Annotated in this window: 16 protein-coding genes, 1 rRNA gene and 1 pseudogene; 11 read left to right on the top strand and 7 right to left on the bottom strand. The window is 64.2% G+C overall.

The window, feature by feature from the left end; translation table 11 throughout:
- The 4 genes from rrf to LGN10_RS32950 form a co-directional block, all read left to right on the top strand.
- Nucleotides 1–101, top strand: a 5S ribosomal RNA gene (gene rrf, locus LGN10_RS32935); the annotation flags it as partial.
- 216 nt (nucleotides 102–317) lie between these two features.
- A complete protein-coding gene (gene cueR, locus LGN10_RS32940) occupies nucleotides 318–722 on the top strand; it encodes a Cu(I)-responsive transcriptional regulator (protein WP_059642267.1) in 405 nt (134 codons plus the stop codon).
- Between the two features lie 215 nt (nucleotides 723–937).
- Nucleotides 938–1,084 (top strand): DUF3563 family protein, encoded by a 147-nt coding sequence (locus tag LGN10_RS32945; protein WP_080970925.1) that lies wholly within the window; start codon nucleotides 938–940, stop codon nucleotides 1,082–1,084.
- A 114-nt stretch (nucleotides 1,085–1,198) separates the two neighbouring features.
- Nucleotides 1,199–1,567: a hypothetical protein gene (locus LGN10_RS32950; protein ID WP_124659572.1), complete on the top strand. Its 369-nt coding sequence runs from the start codon at nucleotides 1,199–1,201 to the stop codon at nucleotides 1,565–1,567.
- A 15-nt stretch (nucleotides 1,568–1,582) separates the two neighbouring features.
- Here LGN10_RS32950 and LGN10_RS32955 read toward each other — a convergent pair whose 3' ends face one another.
- Entirely contained in the window at nucleotides 1,583–2,428 is an 846-nt protein-coding gene (locus LGN10_RS32955; protein ID WP_059583529.1) for a 23S rRNA (adenine(2030)-N(6))-methyltransferase RlmJ, read from the bottom strand.
- Between the two features lie 111 nt (nucleotides 2,429–2,539).
- On the bottom strand, nucleotides 2,540–3,511 hold the full coding sequence (locus tag LGN10_RS32960; protein WP_059583531.1) for a potassium channel beta subunit family protein: 972 nt from the start codon (nucleotides 3,509–3,511) through the stop codon (nucleotides 2,540–2,542).
- Between the two features lie 165 nt (nucleotides 3,512–3,676).
- On the opposite strand from LGN10_RS32960, the gene LGN10_RS32965 reads away from it, so the two are divergent.
- Entirely contained in the window at nucleotides 3,677–4,465 is a 789-nt protein-coding gene (locus tag LGN10_RS32965) for a 3-hydroxybutyrate dehydrogenase (RefSeq protein WP_226226249.1), read from the top strand.
- Nucleotides 4,466–4,584: 119 nt separating this feature from the next.
- Here the strand turns inward: LGN10_RS32965 and LGN10_RS32970 are convergent, their stop codons facing one another.
- On the bottom strand, nucleotides 4,585–5,784 hold the full coding sequence (locus LGN10_RS32970; RefSeq protein ID WP_226226251.1) for an amino acid aminotransferase: 1,200 nt from the start codon (nucleotides 5,782–5,784) through the stop codon (nucleotides 4,585–4,587).
- 259 nt (nucleotides 5,785–6,043) lie between these two features.
- Between LGN10_RS32970 and uvrB the strand changes: the two genes are divergently transcribed.
- The 5 genes from uvrB (at nucleotide 6,044) to LGN10_RS32995 (ending at nucleotide 11,591) form a co-directional block, all read left to right on the top strand.
- On the top strand, nucleotides 6,044–8,134 hold the full coding sequence (gene uvrB / locus LGN10_RS32975; RefSeq protein ID WP_059583537.1) for an excinuclease ABC subunit UvrB: 2,091 nt from the start codon (nucleotides 6,044–6,046) through the stop codon (nucleotides 8,132–8,134).
- 223 nt (nucleotides 8,135–8,357) lie between these two features.
- A complete protein-coding gene (locus LGN10_RS32980) occupies nucleotides 8,358–8,909 on the top strand; it encodes an iron transporter (RefSeq protein ID WP_059583539.1) in 552 nt (183 codons plus the stop codon).
- 55 nt (nucleotides 8,910–8,964) lie between these two features.
- Complete coding sequence (locus tag LGN10_RS32985; RefSeq protein WP_006478303.1) at nucleotides 8,965–9,297, top strand: cupredoxin domain-containing protein; 333 nt, start codon at nucleotides 8,965–8,967, stop codon at nucleotides 9,295–9,297.
- 57 nt (nucleotides 9,298–9,354) lie between these two features.
- Nucleotides 9,355–10,197, top strand: coding sequence for an FTR1 family iron permease (locus LGN10_RS32990; RefSeq protein ID WP_059583542.1), 843 nt, complete (start codon nucleotides 9,355–9,357; stop codon nucleotides 10,195–10,197).
- Entirely contained in the window at nucleotides 10,194–11,591 is a 1,398-nt protein-coding gene (locus LGN10_RS32995; protein ID WP_226226252.1) for a 4Fe-4S binding protein, read from the top strand. The genes LGN10_RS32990 and LGN10_RS32995 overlap by 4 nt, the downstream gene beginning before the upstream one ends.
- A gap of 275 nt (nucleotides 11,592–11,866) precedes the next feature.
- Here the strand turns inward: LGN10_RS32995 and hemP are convergent, their stop codons facing one another.
- The 3 genes from hemP to LGN10_RS33010 form a co-directional block, all read right to left on the bottom strand.
- Nucleotides 11,867–12,112 (bottom strand): hemin uptake protein HemP, encoded by a 246-nt coding sequence (hemP, locus tag LGN10_RS33000; protein WP_034207822.1) that lies wholly within the window; start codon nucleotides 12,110–12,112, stop codon nucleotides 11,867–11,869.
- 140 nt (nucleotides 12,113–12,252) lie between these two features.
- Entirely contained in the window at nucleotides 12,253–12,735 is a 483-nt protein-coding gene (locus tag LGN10_RS33005) for an SRPBCC family protein (RefSeq protein WP_059583545.1), read from the bottom strand.
- 100 nt (nucleotides 12,736–12,835) lie between these two features.
- Nucleotides 12,836–13,708, bottom strand: coding sequence for a pirin family protein (locus LGN10_RS33010; protein ID WP_059583547.1), 873 nt, complete (start codon nucleotides 13,706–13,708; stop codon nucleotides 12,836–12,838).
- A 121-nt stretch (nucleotides 13,709–13,829) separates the two neighbouring features.
- On the opposite strand from LGN10_RS33010, the gene LGN10_RS33015 reads away from it, so the two are divergent.
- Nucleotides 13,830–14,804, top strand: a complete 975-nt coding sequence (locus LGN10_RS33015; RefSeq protein ID WP_059583548.1) for a LysR family transcriptional regulator — start codon at nucleotides 13,830–13,832, stop codon at nucleotides 14,802–14,804.
- Between the two features lie 334 nt (nucleotides 14,805–15,138).
- On the opposite strand, the pseudogene LGN10_RS33020 reads toward LGN10_RS33015, so the two are convergent.
- Nucleotides 15,139–15,264: pseudogene (locus tag LGN10_RS33020) on the bottom strand (IS630 family transposase); the annotation flags it as partial.

Consider the following 15,264-nt stretch of genomic DNA (forward strand, 5'->3'; position numbering starts at 1 on the left):
AGCGAGTCGGTCCCACCCCTTCCCATCCCGAACAGGACCGTGAAACGACTCTACGCCGATGATAGTGCGGATTCCCGTGTGAAAGTAGGTAATCGTCAGGCTCCCTAAGCCAAGAACCCCCGCCCGACAAGGCGGGGGTTTTTGCATTGCGGCATCCCGAAAGGCATGCGTCGGGCCGCACCCATTCCATCCGCGCTCCTGCGACCAAGCTGTCCCTCGGAACGAAACCTCTCGATTTGATACGATCGACGTGTCGTCGGCGATGGCCTCCGTCGCCGTTCGTGTTCGCAACCAGGGCTTGATGAAGAGGGCAGGGAATGAATATCGGCGAAGCGTCGCGCGAATCCGGAGTCAGCGCGAAAATGATCCGGTACTACGAACAGGTCGGCCTTCTTGCGCCGAGCAAGCGGACCGATGCCGGCTACCGGATCTACGGCGCGGACGAAATCCATATCCTGCGATTCATCCGTCAGGCGCGGCGACTCGGCTTTCTGGTCGAGGACATTCGCAAGCTGCTGATGCTTTGGCAGGATCGCTCGCGCGCCAGCGCCGAAGTGAAATCGATTGCTCTCGAGCACGTGGCCGAACTCGACAAACGCATCGCCGAACTCAGCGACATGCGCGACACGCTGGCCGATCTGGCCGCGCACTGCCATGGTGACGGGCGGCCTGAATGCCCGATTTTGGCGCGCCTCGCCGACCCCGTCGATGAACCAAATTAGTGCGCTTCCTCGAGCCGCAAAACGGGCCCCGACTGCATTCCTATAAAAATCAATGAGTTATAGGTGGTCGGTGCGGCTCCATTCCAAATCGGAATGGTGCCCATGCAAGTATTTCACTAGCATCTTGGTGCGGCGTCGCTATAATTCGGGATAACCCTATACGGGAAATCCCTGAATATCGATTCACCAGGGGTCCCTCTTCCTTGGAGAACGTCATGATCGCCTACATCGTCGAAAAGCTGAGCAACTGGTTCGAGTCCGCAGAACGTGAGCGCCGTGAGGCATACCTCGCCACGTCGTCGGACATCGTTCAGCTCGAGCGTCGCATCCGCTCGCTCGAAACCAACGGCTACTCGCTGTAATCGGAGTGACCGTCGGGTGCCGAGCGGCACCGAACGATAAGCAAGCCCCGTATTGACGGGGCTTTGTTTTTTTGTGCGCCGGATCTGGCGAAATCGCCGGTGCAGCGCTATGGTATGGGCCTACTTTTCATCGGGAAGGACACGATCATGCGTTTGCGTGTCGATGTGCGCCGCAGTACCTGCGCGCGTCTCGTTCTGGGCGCGGCAATGCTCGTCCATGGCTTCGCTGTAGGTGCCGCGACGTCGTCCAGGCCGCTCGTGCTCGATACCCAGCGCGGTATCCAGGACGGCAAGGGCGGGTTGGTGTTGCAGACGGCACCGTTGTCTTCGGAGCCGATCGTCGAGCCGGCAGGCATGCGGGCTCCAGCCGGGCAGGGACCGAATACGTCGGTTCCGCTGTTCGTCGCGCCGTACATCAATGTTCCCGCATGGAACGGGCAGCCGGCCAACCAGCCGAGACTGGCGCCCAGACCGCAACCGTAACCGCCGGTCGCCCGATCAGTTGCCGCGGTGCTCGATCTGGCAGCGGGCGCCGCTATCCTGTCCCAGCTTCTCGACCAGGTAGGGCAGGACCTCGTTCATGCTCTGGGCGAGCGTATATGGCGGATTCAGGATGAACATCCCGCTTCCGTAGAGGCCCAGTCCATCGGTCGGCGGATTCGACACCGTCAGCGTCAGGTGGAGCCAGTTGTTCGGCTGCAGGCGCTTCAACTGCTCGGGAAAGCGTTGCGATTCCGTCCGCGTGACCTGCGGATACCAGATGGCATAACAGCCGGTCGCGAAACGCTTCAGGCATTCCGTCACGCAGCTCACCGTGCGCGCGTAATCCTTCTTGTCCTCGTAGGACGGGTCGATCAGCACGAGTGCGCGTCGCGGCGGCGGCGGCAGCAGCGCCTTGATACCTTCGAAGCCGTCGCCGGCGAAGATCATCGCGCGTCGCCCCGCATCGCGAAAATTGTGGCGCAGCACATCGATTTCCGTCGTATGCATTTCGAACAGACGCATCCGGTCCTGCTCGCGCATCGACCGCCAGGCGATGTACGGGGAGCCCGGGTAGAAGTGCAGTTCGCCGTCGTCGTTCAGCGCGCGGACTTCATCGATATAGTCGCCCAGCGCTTCCGGAAGGCTCTTTTCGTTCCACAGCCGGCCGATGCCGGTATCGAATTCCGACGTCTTCGCTGCATAGCCGTCGCGCAGCGAGTACACGCCGGCGCCCGCGTGCGTATCGATGTACCAGTACGATTTGTCTTTCTTGTTCAGGTAGCGCAGCAGCTGGACGACGACGGTGTGCTTGAGCACGTCCGCGTGGTTGCCTGCGTGAAAACCGTGACGATAACTGAGCATGGCTGGCTGCCTGAAACGAAAGGTGAATCGATTAAAACGGTCGAACGTGCGCGGCCGTCAGGCCGGGCACCGATGCGGCCGCGTATTGTACGCGAGTGGTCGCGAGTCGCCTTACTCGTATGCGTCGCCGACTACCGCCTCGATGCGCTGCTTCACATCCGGCGTCAGCTTCGCGGCAACGTCGAGCGCGCGCATGTTGTCGCCGATCTGGTCGACCCGCGAGGCGCCCGTGATGACCGAACTCACGCGCGGATTCGCGAGCACCCACGCAATGGCCAACTGGCCGGTGCTGCAGCCGAGCTCGGCGGCGATCTCGCCGAGCCGTTCGACGATGTCGTTGGCGGCCCGATCGGTCAGGCGTTCGCGCATCCAGTCGTAGCCTTGCAACTGCGCGCGGCTGCCGGCCGGCACGCCGTTGCGGTACTTGCCGGTGAGCAGGCCCGACGCGAGCGGGCTCCAGGTCGTGAGGCCGAGGCCGTAATCGTCGTAGAGCCGCGCATATTCCTGTTCGACCCGGGTGCGGTGGAACAGGTTGTACTGCGGTTGTTCGACGACCGGCCTGTGCAGATGATGCCGCTCGGCGATCTCACATGCCGCGCGGATCTCGTCGGCGCTCCATTCCGACGTGCCCCAGTACAGCGCCTTGCCGCGCACGATCATGTCGCTCATTGCCCAGACGGTTTCCTCGATCGGCGTATGCGGATCGGGGCGATGGCAATAGACGAGGTCGACATAGTCGAGCTGTAGCCGGCGCAGCGAGCCGTCGATCGCGTTCAGCAGGTATTTCCGGTTCAGCGTGTGATACTGGTTCGGGGCTTCCGCGAGCCCCCAGAAGAACTTCGTGGACACGATATAGCTGACGCGCGGCCAGTCGAGCGACTTGAGCGCGTGGCCCATGATTTCCTCGGATTTGCCGCCGGCGTAGACCTCGGCGTTGTCGAAGAAATTGACGCCCGCGTCGCGTGCCGCGGCCAGGCATTCGCGCGCGACCCGCTGGTCGACCTGGTTGCCGTACGTCACCCACGAGCCGAGGGAAAGCTCGCTGATCTGCAGGCCGGAGCGGCCTAGCCGTCGATAGTGCATGAGATTCTCCTGCTGAACGGAACCGACCTTAAGCTTAGACGTTTTGCGCGCGAACGGCGGGTCCGATCGGGCACAATGGCGGCTGGCACGCCGATGCGATTTTCGCGATGCGCGCGGATGCGGCGGGCGCGTGTTTCATCGATCCGACAACGGGAGGAGACGGACATGGCAGCAGATCTGAATGGCAAGACCGCAGTCGTCACGGGCGCCGCGAGCGGCATCGGCAAGGAAATCGCGCTCGAGCTCGCCAAGGGGGGCGCGGCTGTCGCGATCGCCGACCTGAACCAGGACGGCGCGAACGCGGTCGCCGACGAGATCGTCAAGGCAGGCGGCAAGGCGATCGGCGTCGCGATGGACGTGACCAACGAGGAAGCCGTGAACGCCGGCATCGACAAGGTCGCCGCAACGTTCGGCTCGGTCGACATCCTCGTGTCGAACGCGGGCATCCAGATCGTCAACCCGATCGAGAACTACTCGTTCGCCGACTGGAAGAAGATGCAGGCGATCCACGTGGACGGCGCATTCCTGACGACCAAGGCCGCGCTCAAGCACATGTACAAGGACGATCGCGGCGGCGTCGTGATCTACATGGGCTCGGTGCACTCGCACGAAGCGTCGCCGCTGAAGTCGGCGTACGTGACGGCCAAGCATGGCCTGCTCGGCCTGGCCCGCGTGCTGGCGAAGGAAGGCGCGAAGCACAACGTGCGCTCGCACGTCGTGTGTCCGGGCTTCGTGCGCACGCCGCTGGTCGACAAGCAGATTCCGGAGCAGGCGAAGGAGCTCGGCATCAGCGAAGAGGACGTGATCAAGAAGGTGATGCTCGGCAACACGGTCGACGGCGTGTTCACGACGGTGCAGGACGTCGCGCAGACGGTGCTGTTCCTGTCGGCGTTCCCGAGCGCCGCGCTCACGGGCCAGTCGGTGGTCGTCAGTCACGGCTGGTTCATGCAGTAACGCGGATGCGGGCGGTGTCGCCGCCCGCCGCGGTGGATGGCACAAAAAAACGCGCTCCGTGGAGCGCGTTTTTCATGTCGGCAGGGCGGGGCCGGCGACGGCCGCCGCCCGGCGCCGCTTTACTTCAGGACCGCTGCGACCGCTTGGGCGACCACGTCGAGGTTGCGCGTGTTCAGCGCGGCGACGCAGATCCGGCCCGTGCCGACCGCATAGATGCCGAACTCGTCGCGCAGGCGATCGACTTGTGCCGAGGTCAGGCCCGAATACGAGAACATCCCGCGCTGCGCGTTGATGAAGCTGAAATCGCGATCGACGCCGCTTGCCTTCAGGCGTTCGACGAGACCGTTGCGCATCGCACGGATGCGGTCGCGCATTTCGCCGAGTTCCTGGACCCACGAAGCGTGCAGTTCCGGCGACGCGAGCACCGCTGCGACCACCGCGCCGCCATGGGTCGGCGGGTTCGAGTAGTTCGTGCGGATCACGCGCTTCAGTTGCGACAGCACGCGCGTGGCTTCTTCCTTGCTCGACGTGATGATCGACAGCGCGCCAACGCGCTCGCCGTACAGCGAGAACGACTTCGAGAACGACGACGACACGAACGCGTTCAGGTCGGCCGCGGCAAACAGGCGCACGGCAGCGGCATCGGCTTCGATGTTTTCGCCGAAGCCCTGGTAGGCCATGTCGAGGAACGGCACGAGGTCACGCGCCTTCACGACGTCGACGACCTGTTGCCATTGCGCTTCGGTGAGGTCCACGCCGGTCGGGTTGTGGCAGCACGCGTGCAGCACGACGACCGTGCCGGCCGCGTAGCTGTTCAGCGCCGACAGCATGCCTTCGAAGTTCACGCCGTTGGTGGCCGCGTCGTAATACGGGTACGCGACGACTTCGAAGCCGGCGGCCTCGAACAGCGCGCGGTGGTTTTCCCAGCTCGGATCGCTGATCGCGACCTTCACGTTCGGATTCACGGTGCGCAGGAAATCGGCGCCGATCTTCAGCGCGCCCGTGCCGCCCAGGGCCTGCGCCGTGACGACGCGGCCCGCCGCGATCAGCGGCGAATCGTTGCCCAGCAGCAGCTTCTGCACGGCCGCATCGTAGGCGGCGATCCCGTCGATCGGCAGGTAACCGCGCGGCAGGCCGGCTTCGACACGCGCCTTCTCCGCGTCGCGAACCGCGCGCAGCAGCGGAATCTTGCCTTCCTCGTTCGTGTACACGCCAACGCCGAGGTTGACCTTGGTCGGACGCGCATCGGCGTTGAAGGCTTCGTTCAGGCCCAGGATCGGGTCGCGGGGAGCAAGCTGGACAGCGGAGAAGAGCGACATGATGATTCGGCAGTAGTGAAAAGAGGGTCAGGCTTTCAGCCGGCGGGACGGGTGCAGCGGACCGCGCCAACGGCGCGACGCCGGAAAGCGCAGCAGCCTGACATTGTAGCGAATTCGCGCTGGCGGGGGCGGTGATTCCGTCGCGATTGGCGCGGCGAAACGCGATTTCGGGCGGCCGTCGCGCGTCAGGAGCCGACAGCAGTTCGCTCGGCCGCGAAGCGCTAGAATGCTTTCTTTGCCCTTGCTCCGGCCGCATTCCATGTCCGAACATCATGCCGAAGTCGGCGACGCGCTCGACGAATCCAAATTCGTCACTTTCGAAGGGTCGCCGTTCCAGCTTTACCAGCCGTATCCGCCCGCGGGCGACCAGCCGAGCGCGATCGACACGCTCGTCGAAGGGGTCGGCGACGGCCTTGCCTTCCAGACGCTGCTCGGCGTAACCGGCTCGGGCAAGACCTTCACGATGGCCAACACGATCGCGCGGCTCGGCCGCCCGGCGATCGTGTTCGCGCCGAACAAGACGCTCGCCGCCCAGCTTTACGCGGAGTTCCGTGAGTTCTTCCCGCGCAACGCGGTCGAGTACTTCGTCTCGTACTACGACTACTACCAGCCCGAGGCCTACGTGCCGCAGCGCGACCTGTTCATCGAGAAGGATTCGTCGATCAACGAGCACATCGAGCAGATGCGGCTGTCGGCGACGAAGAGCCTGATGGAGCGCCGCGACGTGGTGATCGTCGCGACGGTGTCGGCGATCTACGGTATCGGCAACCCGTCCGAATACCACCAGATGATCCTGACGCTGCGCACCGGCGACAAGCTCGGCCAGCGCGACGTGATCGCGCGGCTGATCGCGATGCAATACACGCGCAACGAGCAGGATTTCCAGCGCGGCACGTTCCGCGTGCGCGGCGACACGATCGACATCTTCCCGGCCGAGCATGCGGAAATGGCCGTACGCGTCGAGCTGTTCGACGACGAGGTCGAGACGCTGCACCTGTTCGACCCGCTGACCGGGCGCGTGCGGCAGAAGATCCCGCGTTTCACCGTGTATCCGTCGTCGCACTACGTGACGCCGCGCGACACCGTGATGCGCGCGGTCGAGACGATCAAGGACGAACTGCGCGAACGGCTCGAGTTCTTCCATCGCGAAGGCAAGCTCGTCGAGGCGCAGCGCCTCGAGCAGCGCACGCGCTTCGACCTCGAGATGCTGCAGGAGCTCGGCTTCTGCAAGGGCATCGAGAACTATTCGCGGCATTTCTCGGGGGCGGCGCCCGGCGATCCGCCGCCGACGCTCGTCGACTACCTGCCGCCCGATGCGCTGATGCTGCTCGACGAATCGCACGTGCTGATCGGCCAGTTGAACGGCATGTACAACGGCGACCGCGCGCGCAAGGAAAACCTCGTCAATTACGGGTTCCGCCTGCCGTCGGCGCTCGACAACCGGCCGCTGAAGTTCCACGAGTTCGAGCGCAAGATGCGCCAGGTCGTGTTCGTGTCGGCCACGCCGGCCGACTACGAGAAGCGCGTGACGGGTCAGATCGCCGAGCAGGTCGTGCGGCCGACGGGCCTCGTCGATCCGGAAATCGAAGTCCGGCCGGCGAGCTCGCAGGTCGACGACGTGCTGACCGAAATCAACGCGCGCGTGAAGGCCGGCGAGCGCGTGCTGATCACCGTGCTGACGAAGCGCATGGCCGAACAGCTGACCGAGTTCCTGGCCGACCACGGCGTCAAGGTGCGCTACCTGCACAGCGACATCGACACGGTCGAGCGCGTCGAGATCATCCGCGACCTGCGGCTCGGCACGTTCGACGTGCTGGTCGGGATCAACCTGCTGCGCGAGGGCCTCGACATTCCCGAAGTGTCGCTCGTCGCGATTCTCGATGCGGACAAGGAGGGCTTCCTGCGCGCCGAGCGCTCGCTGATCCAGACGATCGGTCGTGCCGCGCGGAACGTGAACGGCAAGGCGATCCTCTACGCGGACAACATGACCGAGTCGATGAAGCGCGCGATCGGCGAAACCGAGCGGCGCCGCGCGAAGCAGATCGCCTACAACGAAAAGATGGGCATTACGCCGCGCGGCGTCGTGAAGCGCATCAAGGACATCATCGACGGCGTCTACAACGCCGACGACGCGCGCGCGGAGCTGAAGGAGGCGCAGCAGCGCGCGAAATTCGAGGACATGTCGGAAAAGCAGCTCGCGAAGGAAATCAAGCGCCTCGAGAAGCAGATGGCCGACTACGCGAAGAATCTCGAATTCGAGAAAGCCGCCGCGACCCGCGACCAGCTTGCCGTGCTGCGTGAACGCGTGTTCGGCGCGAACGTCGGCGACCACATCAGCGGTGGCCGGTAAATCTTTCCAAGCGTCACGGAATCCTTCGGTAAAGCGCCTGTAAGCCTTGTCGGATCAGGGGTTTACGGCGCTCCCCGTTTGTTCCGGAACGGGTTCGGTGCTAAACTCCGCATGTATTGAGAATAGTTCGCATTAACGTTCTTCGTCGCGTTAGTGTTTCCGGCGGACGGCAGCGGCGGCTCGCATGTCGTCAAGATAGTCAGACAAATAACAAGGAGTGTCCATGTTGGGTTCTTCGTTCATCCGCACGACGGTTGCGGTAGCGGCGGCGTTTGCCGCGATGTCGGCCTCGGCTGCCGAGTATCCGATCGGCAAGCAGCAGATCCAGGGCGGCATGGAAATCGGCGCGGTGTATCTGCAGCCGATCACGATGGACCCGGAAGGCATGATGCGCAAGGCGTCGGATTCCGACATCCACCTCGAGGCCGACATCCATGCGGTCAAGAACAACCCGACGGGTTTCGCGGAAGGCGACTGGATGCCGTACCTGCAGGTCACGTACAAGCTGACGAAGCAGGGCGACACCAAGTGGAAGGCCGAGGGCGACCTGATGGGCATGGTCGCGAGCGACGGCCCGCACTACGGCGACAACGTGAAGCTCGCCGGCCCGGGCAAGTACCACCTGACGCTGGTCGTCAAGCCGCCGATGCAGTCGGGTCACATGGCGTTCGGTCGTCACGTCGACAAGGAAACGGGCGTGGGCCCGTGGTTCAAGCCCATCACGCTCGAGTACGACTTCCCGTTCGCCGGTATCGGCAAGAAGGGCGGTTACTGATCGGTGGCATCACGAACGGCGCGCTTCGGCGCGCCGTCGGCGTAGAGAACCCAGAATGAAAATTCCCCAGAAAATCGTCGCCGCAGCCGCTGCGCTGTGGCTTGCCGGCGCGGCGCATGCGGCCGATCTGCCGACGTTCAAGCTCGAGATGACGGATGGCAAGCTGAATCCCGCCCGCATCGAAGTGCCGGCCGGCCAGCGTTTCAAGATCGAGATCAGGAACACCGGCAAGGGCGCCGCCGAATTCGAGAGCGTGCAGTTGCGCAAGGAGAAGGTGCTCGCGCCGGGCGCCGATTCGTTCGTGGTCGTCGCCCCGCTGTCGCCGGGCGAATACAAGTTTTTCGACGATTTCCACCAGCAGGCACAGGGCGTGATCGTCGCGAAGTAACGTGTTTTATCTGCGCGCGGGCGGGCCAGGCCGTGCCCCGCGCGTCAGGAGGTATCGATGGGTCAGATCTTGTTCATCGTCTGGCGGGAGAGCGTCGAAGCGCTGCTCGTCGTCGGCATTCTCTATGCATGGCTGAAAAACGGCGACGACGACGCGCGCCGCGGTTTGCCTTTCCTCTGGACGGGCGTCGCTGTCGGCCTGCTGATGGCAGTCGGCCTCGGCGCCGCGCTGGTCGGGTTCACCGAAGTGTTGTCCGGCGACGCGCAGGACTATTTCCAGACGGCGATGGTGCTGATCGCGTGCGTGCTGATCGTGCAGATGGTGCTGTGGATGCGCCGGCACGGCCGCACGCTGAAGCGCGACATGGAGCAATCGCTGCAGCAAAGCACGCGTGATTCGAACTGGTGGGGCGTCGCCGTGCTGGTCGCGCTCGCGATCGCGCGCGAAGGCAGCGAGACGGTGATCTTCCTGTACGGCCTCGGTTTCGGCCAGTCCGGCCACGTCGACGGCAGCCAGATGCTCGCGGTCGTGATCGGCCTGGGCCTCGCGTTCCTCACGTTCTATCTGCTGCAGCTCGGCGGCAAGTACTTCTCGTGGCGGCATTTTTTCCGCGTCACCGAAGTGATGCTGCTGTTCCTCGGCGCGGGCCTGTTCCAGACCGGCGTCGACAAGCTGATCGACAAGGAAATCCTGCCGCTCGGCATCTCGCAGGTGTGGGATACGTCCGCGATCCTCGATGATTCGGGCACGTTCGGTTCGCTCGTCGCGACGCTGACCGGCTATCGCGCGCACCCGGCGCTGACCAACCTGGTGGCGTATGCGGTGTACTGGGCGGTCGTCTGGTTGCTGATGAAGCGTGCGAGCCGCCGTCCGGCCGTCGTAGCGGGTCGCGCGGCATGAGCGTTGTCGCCGCCGTCAAGCCGGGCTGGCTCGCGCAGGCCGGCCAGTGGATGCAGCGCCACGGTGCGCTGATCCGCGGTATTCAGTGGATCGTCGTCGCCGTCTACGCGTTCCTGATCATCGTGCCGGCGGTGTTGCCGCTGCCGGACGATTCCGCGCATCTGTGGAACAACCTCACGCTCATCGCGCAGTTCGCGTTCTGGGGCATCTGGTGGCCGTTCGTGCTGCTGTCGATGGTGATGCTCGGCCGCGTCTGGTGCGGTGTGCTGTGCCCGGAAGGCGCGCTCACCGAATACGCGAGCAAGTTCGGCCGCGGCGGCCCGATTCCACGCTGGATCCGGTGGGGCGGCTGGCCGTTCGTCGCGTTCGGCATCACGACGATCTATGGGCAGATGGTGAGCGTGTACCAGTACCCGCTCGCGGTGCTGTTCGTGCTCGGCGGCTCGACCGTCGGCGCGATCGTCATCGGCGTGCTGTACGGCCGCGAGAAGCGCGTGTGGTGCAAGTATCTGTGCCCGGTCAACGGTGTGTTCGGGCTGCTCGCGCGGCTTGCGCCGATGCGCTACAAGGTCGACGAGGACGCGTGGCGCCGTTCGTACAGGAACGGCGAGCACGGCCATCGCGTGATTCCGATCAATTGCGCGCCGCTCGTCCCGTTGCGCAACATGAAGGGCGCGGCGGACTGCCATATGTGCGGCCGCTGCAGCGGGCACCGCGACGCGATTTCGCTGTCGCTGCGCTCACCGTCCGACGAAGTCGTGAACCTCGGGGCGGAGCGAGCCAACCCGTGGGACACCGCACTGATCCTGTACGGCCTGCTCGGCGTGGCGATCGGTGCGTTCCACTGGACCGTCAGCCCGTGGTTCGTGCAGATCAAGCAATGGCTCGCGGGCTGGCTGATCGACCACGACATCACGTGGCCGCTCGAGACCAATGCGCCGTGGTTCCTGCTCACGCACTACCCGGATCGCAACGACGTGTTCTCCTGGCTCGATGGCGGGCTGGTCGTCAGCTACATCGTCGGCACTGGGCTCGTGTACGGCACGGCACTACTGGTGTTGCTGGCCGGCGCCACGCTGATGCTCGGCCGCTTCGATCGCGTGCGCCTGCATCACCTCGCGCAGGCGCTGATCCCCATCGCGGGTGCGGGCGTGTTCCTCGGGTTGTCGGCCACGACGCTGTCGTTGCTGCGCGCCGAGCATGTGCCGCTCGGCTGGGCAGCCGATGTGCGCATCGCGATTCTGGTCGGCGCCAACGTATGGAGTGCGTGGCTCGCGTGGATGGTGACGGGGCGCTATGCGGCGTGGCCGCGCCGGCTCGCGGCATTCGTGTGGTTCGCCGTCGGGCTGGCTGTCGTCGATAGCGCATGGTGGTTGATGTTCTGGGGATTCTGAGGCGGCGCGTATGCCGCTCTCGCCGTCGCGCATTGACGGCAGCCACGACACTTGGGCAGCGTGCTTCGCGCATCGGCTGCCCAAACAAAAAAGCGACACGTCCATCGACGTGTCGCTTTTTTCTTCCTTGTGCGAGAACCAAAAAAAGTGGCTTGGCTTGCTGCAACGGCTGCTTGAGTGTGTTTGCACGAAGGGGTCTAGATCTCGCGTGCAAGCCGTTACGCTGGCTACTGCCCAACACCTCTCAGGGAGGTGGTCCCCACAATACTCGGTCGTTACTTCGTCAGGATCAGTTTGCCGAGCCGCGTGGCGCGCAACTGATACGTCTCTCCGTTATGCGCGATGCTGACGTGGCTTTGGCCTTGCAGCAACGCATCACTGTTGACGACCCGCGTGCCTGCATCGCGGTTGCCGGCGGGTTTCGCCGGCGTGGTGACCGCTGCCGTCTTCTGACGGCTGCTGGCTGCGGTGCCGGTGGTCCGGCGCAGGGTCAGCGTGGTCGGGCGCATGGTGTCGGTCATTCGGTTTGATCGGTGACTGTCGATACGATGGAATGAATTCTAAATGATAACTATCCCCATTTACAAAAACTCTTTATCGATCGATGGTTCTAGTCTGATAGTTTGAATCAAAAGGGGCGGCCCGCAGGCCGCCGCCGGGCTCAGTGCAGCGGATCGGGGTCCTTGCGACCCTGCGCGTATTCGCGGATCAGGCGCACCGTGTCGATATCCGACGTGCGGTATGCCTCCTTGACGATCCCATGCGTCTGTCGCGCTTCTTCGCTGTCGTCGGTGACCGTCAGCGTCGTCCGGTACTCGAAACGCAGGAACAGTTCGTGGTCGTCGCGCTCCTCGATCGTCATCGTCAGCGAGCCGCCGATCTCGCCATCGGCTGCTCGGATGTCGTAGCGGACCTGCTGGTTCGGCGTGAACGTCACGTGGTCGCGCACCGTCGCGTGGCCGTAGTGCAGTTCGCGTTCGAGCGTCGTGTCCGTCCGTTCGTGGATGACGCAACTGTCGAGGCCGATCACGAACAATTGCGGCTGTTCCGCACGCAGCACGAGGCCTTCCCAGAGCTGGTCGCGAGTGAGAGTCGGCACGGCCGGATCGTCGGAGTTGATCTGGATCAGATGTTCGAAGTTCAAGGGGACGGGTTCCTTCTGGGTGGCGGGTGGCCACATGGTTCAAGAAGTTATTGTGACGCAAAACCGCCGGCTTCGCGGCACCTGCGACCCCCGATCGAAACTACGCCTCGATGCGACCCATGCGACCGGTCTGATAGTCGACAACGGCCTGCCGGATCTCTTCCTCGGTATTCATCACGAACGGGCCGTAACGGACGATCGGCTCGTTGAGCGGCACGCCGCCGATCAGCAGCAGGTCGAGCGACGTGTCGCCGGCAGCGAACGTGACGGTGTCGCCATCGTCGCCGTAGACGATCATGTGTCGCGGGTCGACAGCCTGCCTGTCGGGCCCGTAGAGGCCCGTTCCGTCGATCGGATAGGCAAACACGCGATAACCGGCCGGCACCGGCTGCGTGACCGTTGCGCCGGGCTCCAGCGTGAAATGCTGATAGAGGATCGGCGTGCGCGTCTCGATCGCGGCCTGTACGCCAAACGCTTCGCCGGCGATGACGCGCACGCGCGCGCGACCGTCCGGCGACGTCGCCGCCGGAATGCGAGCGGCCGGAATCTCCTGGTAGCGCGGCGCGATCATCTTGTCGCGGCGCGGCAGGTTGACCCACAGCTGGAAGCCGTGGGAGCGGCCGCCGGCCTGCGCGAACGCCGGGTCCGGCATTTCGCTGTGGACGACGCCGGCCCCGGCCGTCATCCATTGCACGTCGCCCGGGCCGAGCGTGCCGGCATGGCCGGACGAGTCGCGATGGCGGAAGCGTCCGTCGAGCGCGTAGGTCACGGTCTCGAAGCCGCGATGCGGATGGTCGGGCGCGCCCACGGCTTCGCCGGGCGCGTAATCGACAGGGCCCATTTCATCGAGCAGCAGGAACGGATCGAAATCCATCAGCAGCCGCGTCGGGAACGGGCGGTGAACCACGAAACCGCCGCCTTCGGTGGTGCGAAGCGCGGGGTAGGTGCGATCAAGCGAGCGAGCGGTGGTCATGGGAAGCCCTCGAAATCATCGGAATAGCGTTATTTTCGAAACATAGCGCTATTATATTGGGCGTTTTACCGGTCGATTTGCGGCGGATCGCAATGGATTGTTCTGAAATTGGAACGATGAGATGAATATCGATGCACATAACCTGAACGACCTGATGTACTTCTCGCAGGTCGTCGAACATGGCGGTTTCTCGGCCGCCGAGCGCGTGCTGGGCATCTCGAAATCGCGTCTGTCGCGGCGCCTGACCGAGCTCGAGGCGGCGCTTGGCGTGCGCCTGCTGCAGCGCTCGACGCGCAAGCTCGCGCTGACCGAGGCAGGGGAGCTGTTTTACCAGCATTGCCAGGCGATGCTCGCGGAAGCGCAAGCCGCGATGAACGCCGTGCAGCAGTTGCGCGCGTCGCCGCGCGGCTCGGTACGTGTCAGCGTGCCGGTGACGCTGTCGCAGACGATGCTGTCGCGCATCCTGCCCGAATTCCTGCGCCGCTATCCCGAGGTGAAGGTGCACGTCCGCGTGACGAACCGCGTGATCGACCTGTTCGAGGATTCGATCGACGTCGCGTTGCGCGTGCGCTCGGAGCCGCCGCAGAACGCGAACATCGTCGTGCGGCCGCTGTGGCGCACCGAGCAGATGCTGGTCGGCGCGCCGAGCCTGCTGAGCCAGAATGCACCGCCGCTGGTGCCGGACGACCTGACCGGCTTCGAGACGCTCGATACGCCGAGCGTCGACGGCCGGCACGTCTTCAACCTGATCGCGCCGGACGGGACGCGCCACGTGCACGAGCACGATCCTCGCCTCGTGACGGCCGACCTGATGACGATCCGCGAGGCCGTGCTCGACGGCCTCGGCATCGCGGCGCTGCCGGAGATGATGTACGGCAACGCGCTGCGCGCGGGGCAACTGTCGCCGGTGATGCCAGGCTGGACGCTGCCGGTGCCGCAGTTGTATGCGGTGTTCGTGTCGCGGCAGGGGATGCCGCCCGCGGTACGTGCATTCGTCGATTACCTCGTCGAGAAGCTCGACCATGGCGCGTACAAGGATCCGGGTTGCCCAGAACGTGCGAAGAAGGAAGCGGCGGCCGATGTTTCGGCCACCTGAACACGGCGGGCACGACGACGCAAATTTGTTTTGTCATTGAAGCGCCGCCTGCAATCGCAAGTTTCAATCGCCGGAACCTTGAATGCGTGCGCTGGCGAGCCTATATTGAAATCCCATTTCGTGAAGGAAGTTCTGAGCGAAATCAGGTGGCCGCATATATTGTGAGCCAGATAGGGCAGAACGCGCAGTCCGTGCAGACCACGGCAAAGTCGCATTTGCGTTGCTCGAGGCGTAACCGATACCGCCGAAGAGCCCGCCGCCCGAAGGCGCCCGCGTGCGCATGAAAAAAGGCCTTCATCTGGCGATGAAGGCCTTTTACTTTGGGCGCGGCCGGCTAGTGTCCTGTTCCGCTGATTCGCGAGCAAAGTCGATGCAGCTTTTCGAGGATGGAATCGGCTGACGCGGTCCAGACGAACGGTTTGCAGTTTTCGTTGTAGTGGGAAACGAATTGATCGATTCG

The sequence above is a fragment of the Burkholderia sp. AU32262 genome, from assembly GCF_020419985.1.
GTDB lineage: Bacteria > Pseudomonadota > Gammaproteobacteria > Burkholderiales > Burkholderiaceae > Burkholderia > Burkholderia semiarida.

Coding starts and splice junctions, on each gene's coding strand:
- uvrB (WP_059583537.1), top strand. CDS start 6,044: ATGTCCGAACATCATGCCGAAGTCGGCGACGCGCTCGACGAATCCAAA.
- hemP (WP_034207822.1), bottom strand. CDS start 12,112: ATGACCGACACCATGCGCCCGACCACGCTGACCCTGCGCCGGACCACC.
- LGN10_RS32955 (WP_059583529.1), bottom strand. CDS start 2,428: ATGCTCAGTTATCGTCACGGTTTTCACGCAGGCAACCACGCGGACGTG.
- LGN10_RS32965 (WP_226226249.1), top strand. CDS start 3,677: ATGGCAGCAGATCTGAATGGCAAGACCGCAGTCGTCACGGGCGCCGCG.
- LGN10_RS32960 (WP_059583531.1), bottom strand. CDS start 3,511: ATGCACTATCGACGGCTAGGCCGCTCCGGCCTGCAGATCAGCGAGCTT.
- LGN10_RS32945 (WP_080970925.1), top strand. CDS start 938: ATGATCGCCTACATCGTCGAAAAGCTGAGCAACTGGTTCGAGTCCGCA.
- cueR (WP_059642267.1), top strand. CDS start 318: ATGAATATCGGCGAAGCGTCGCGCGAATCCGGAGTCAGCGCGAAAATG.
- LGN10_RS33010 (WP_059583547.1), bottom strand. CDS start 13,708: ATGACCACCGCTCGCTCGCTTGATCGCACCTACCCCGCGCTTCGCACC.
- LGN10_RS33015 (WP_059583548.1), top strand. CDS start 13,830: ATGAATATCGATGCACATAACCTGAACGACCTGATGTACTTCTCGCAG.
- LGN10_RS32970 (WP_226226251.1), bottom strand. CDS start 5,784: ATGTCGCTCTTCTCCGCTGTCCAGCTTGCTCCCCGCGACCCGATCCTG.
- LGN10_RS32950 (WP_124659572.1), top strand. CDS start 1,199: ATGGGCCTACTTTTCATCGGGAAGGACACGATCATGCGTTTGCGTGTC.
- LGN10_RS32995 (WP_226226252.1), top strand. CDS start 10,194: ATGAGCGTTGTCGCCGCCGTCAAGCCGGGCTGGCTCGCGCAGGCCGGC.
- LGN10_RS32985 (WP_006478303.1), top strand. CDS start 8,965: ATGAAAATTCCCCAGAAAATCGTCGCCGCAGCCGCTGCGCTGTGGCTT.
- LGN10_RS32980 (WP_059583539.1), top strand. CDS start 8,358: ATGTTGGGTTCTTCGTTCATCCGCACGACGGTTGCGGTAGCGGCGGCG.
- LGN10_RS32990 (WP_059583542.1), top strand. CDS start 9,355: ATGGGTCAGATCTTGTTCATCGTCTGGCGGGAGAGCGTCGAAGCGCTG.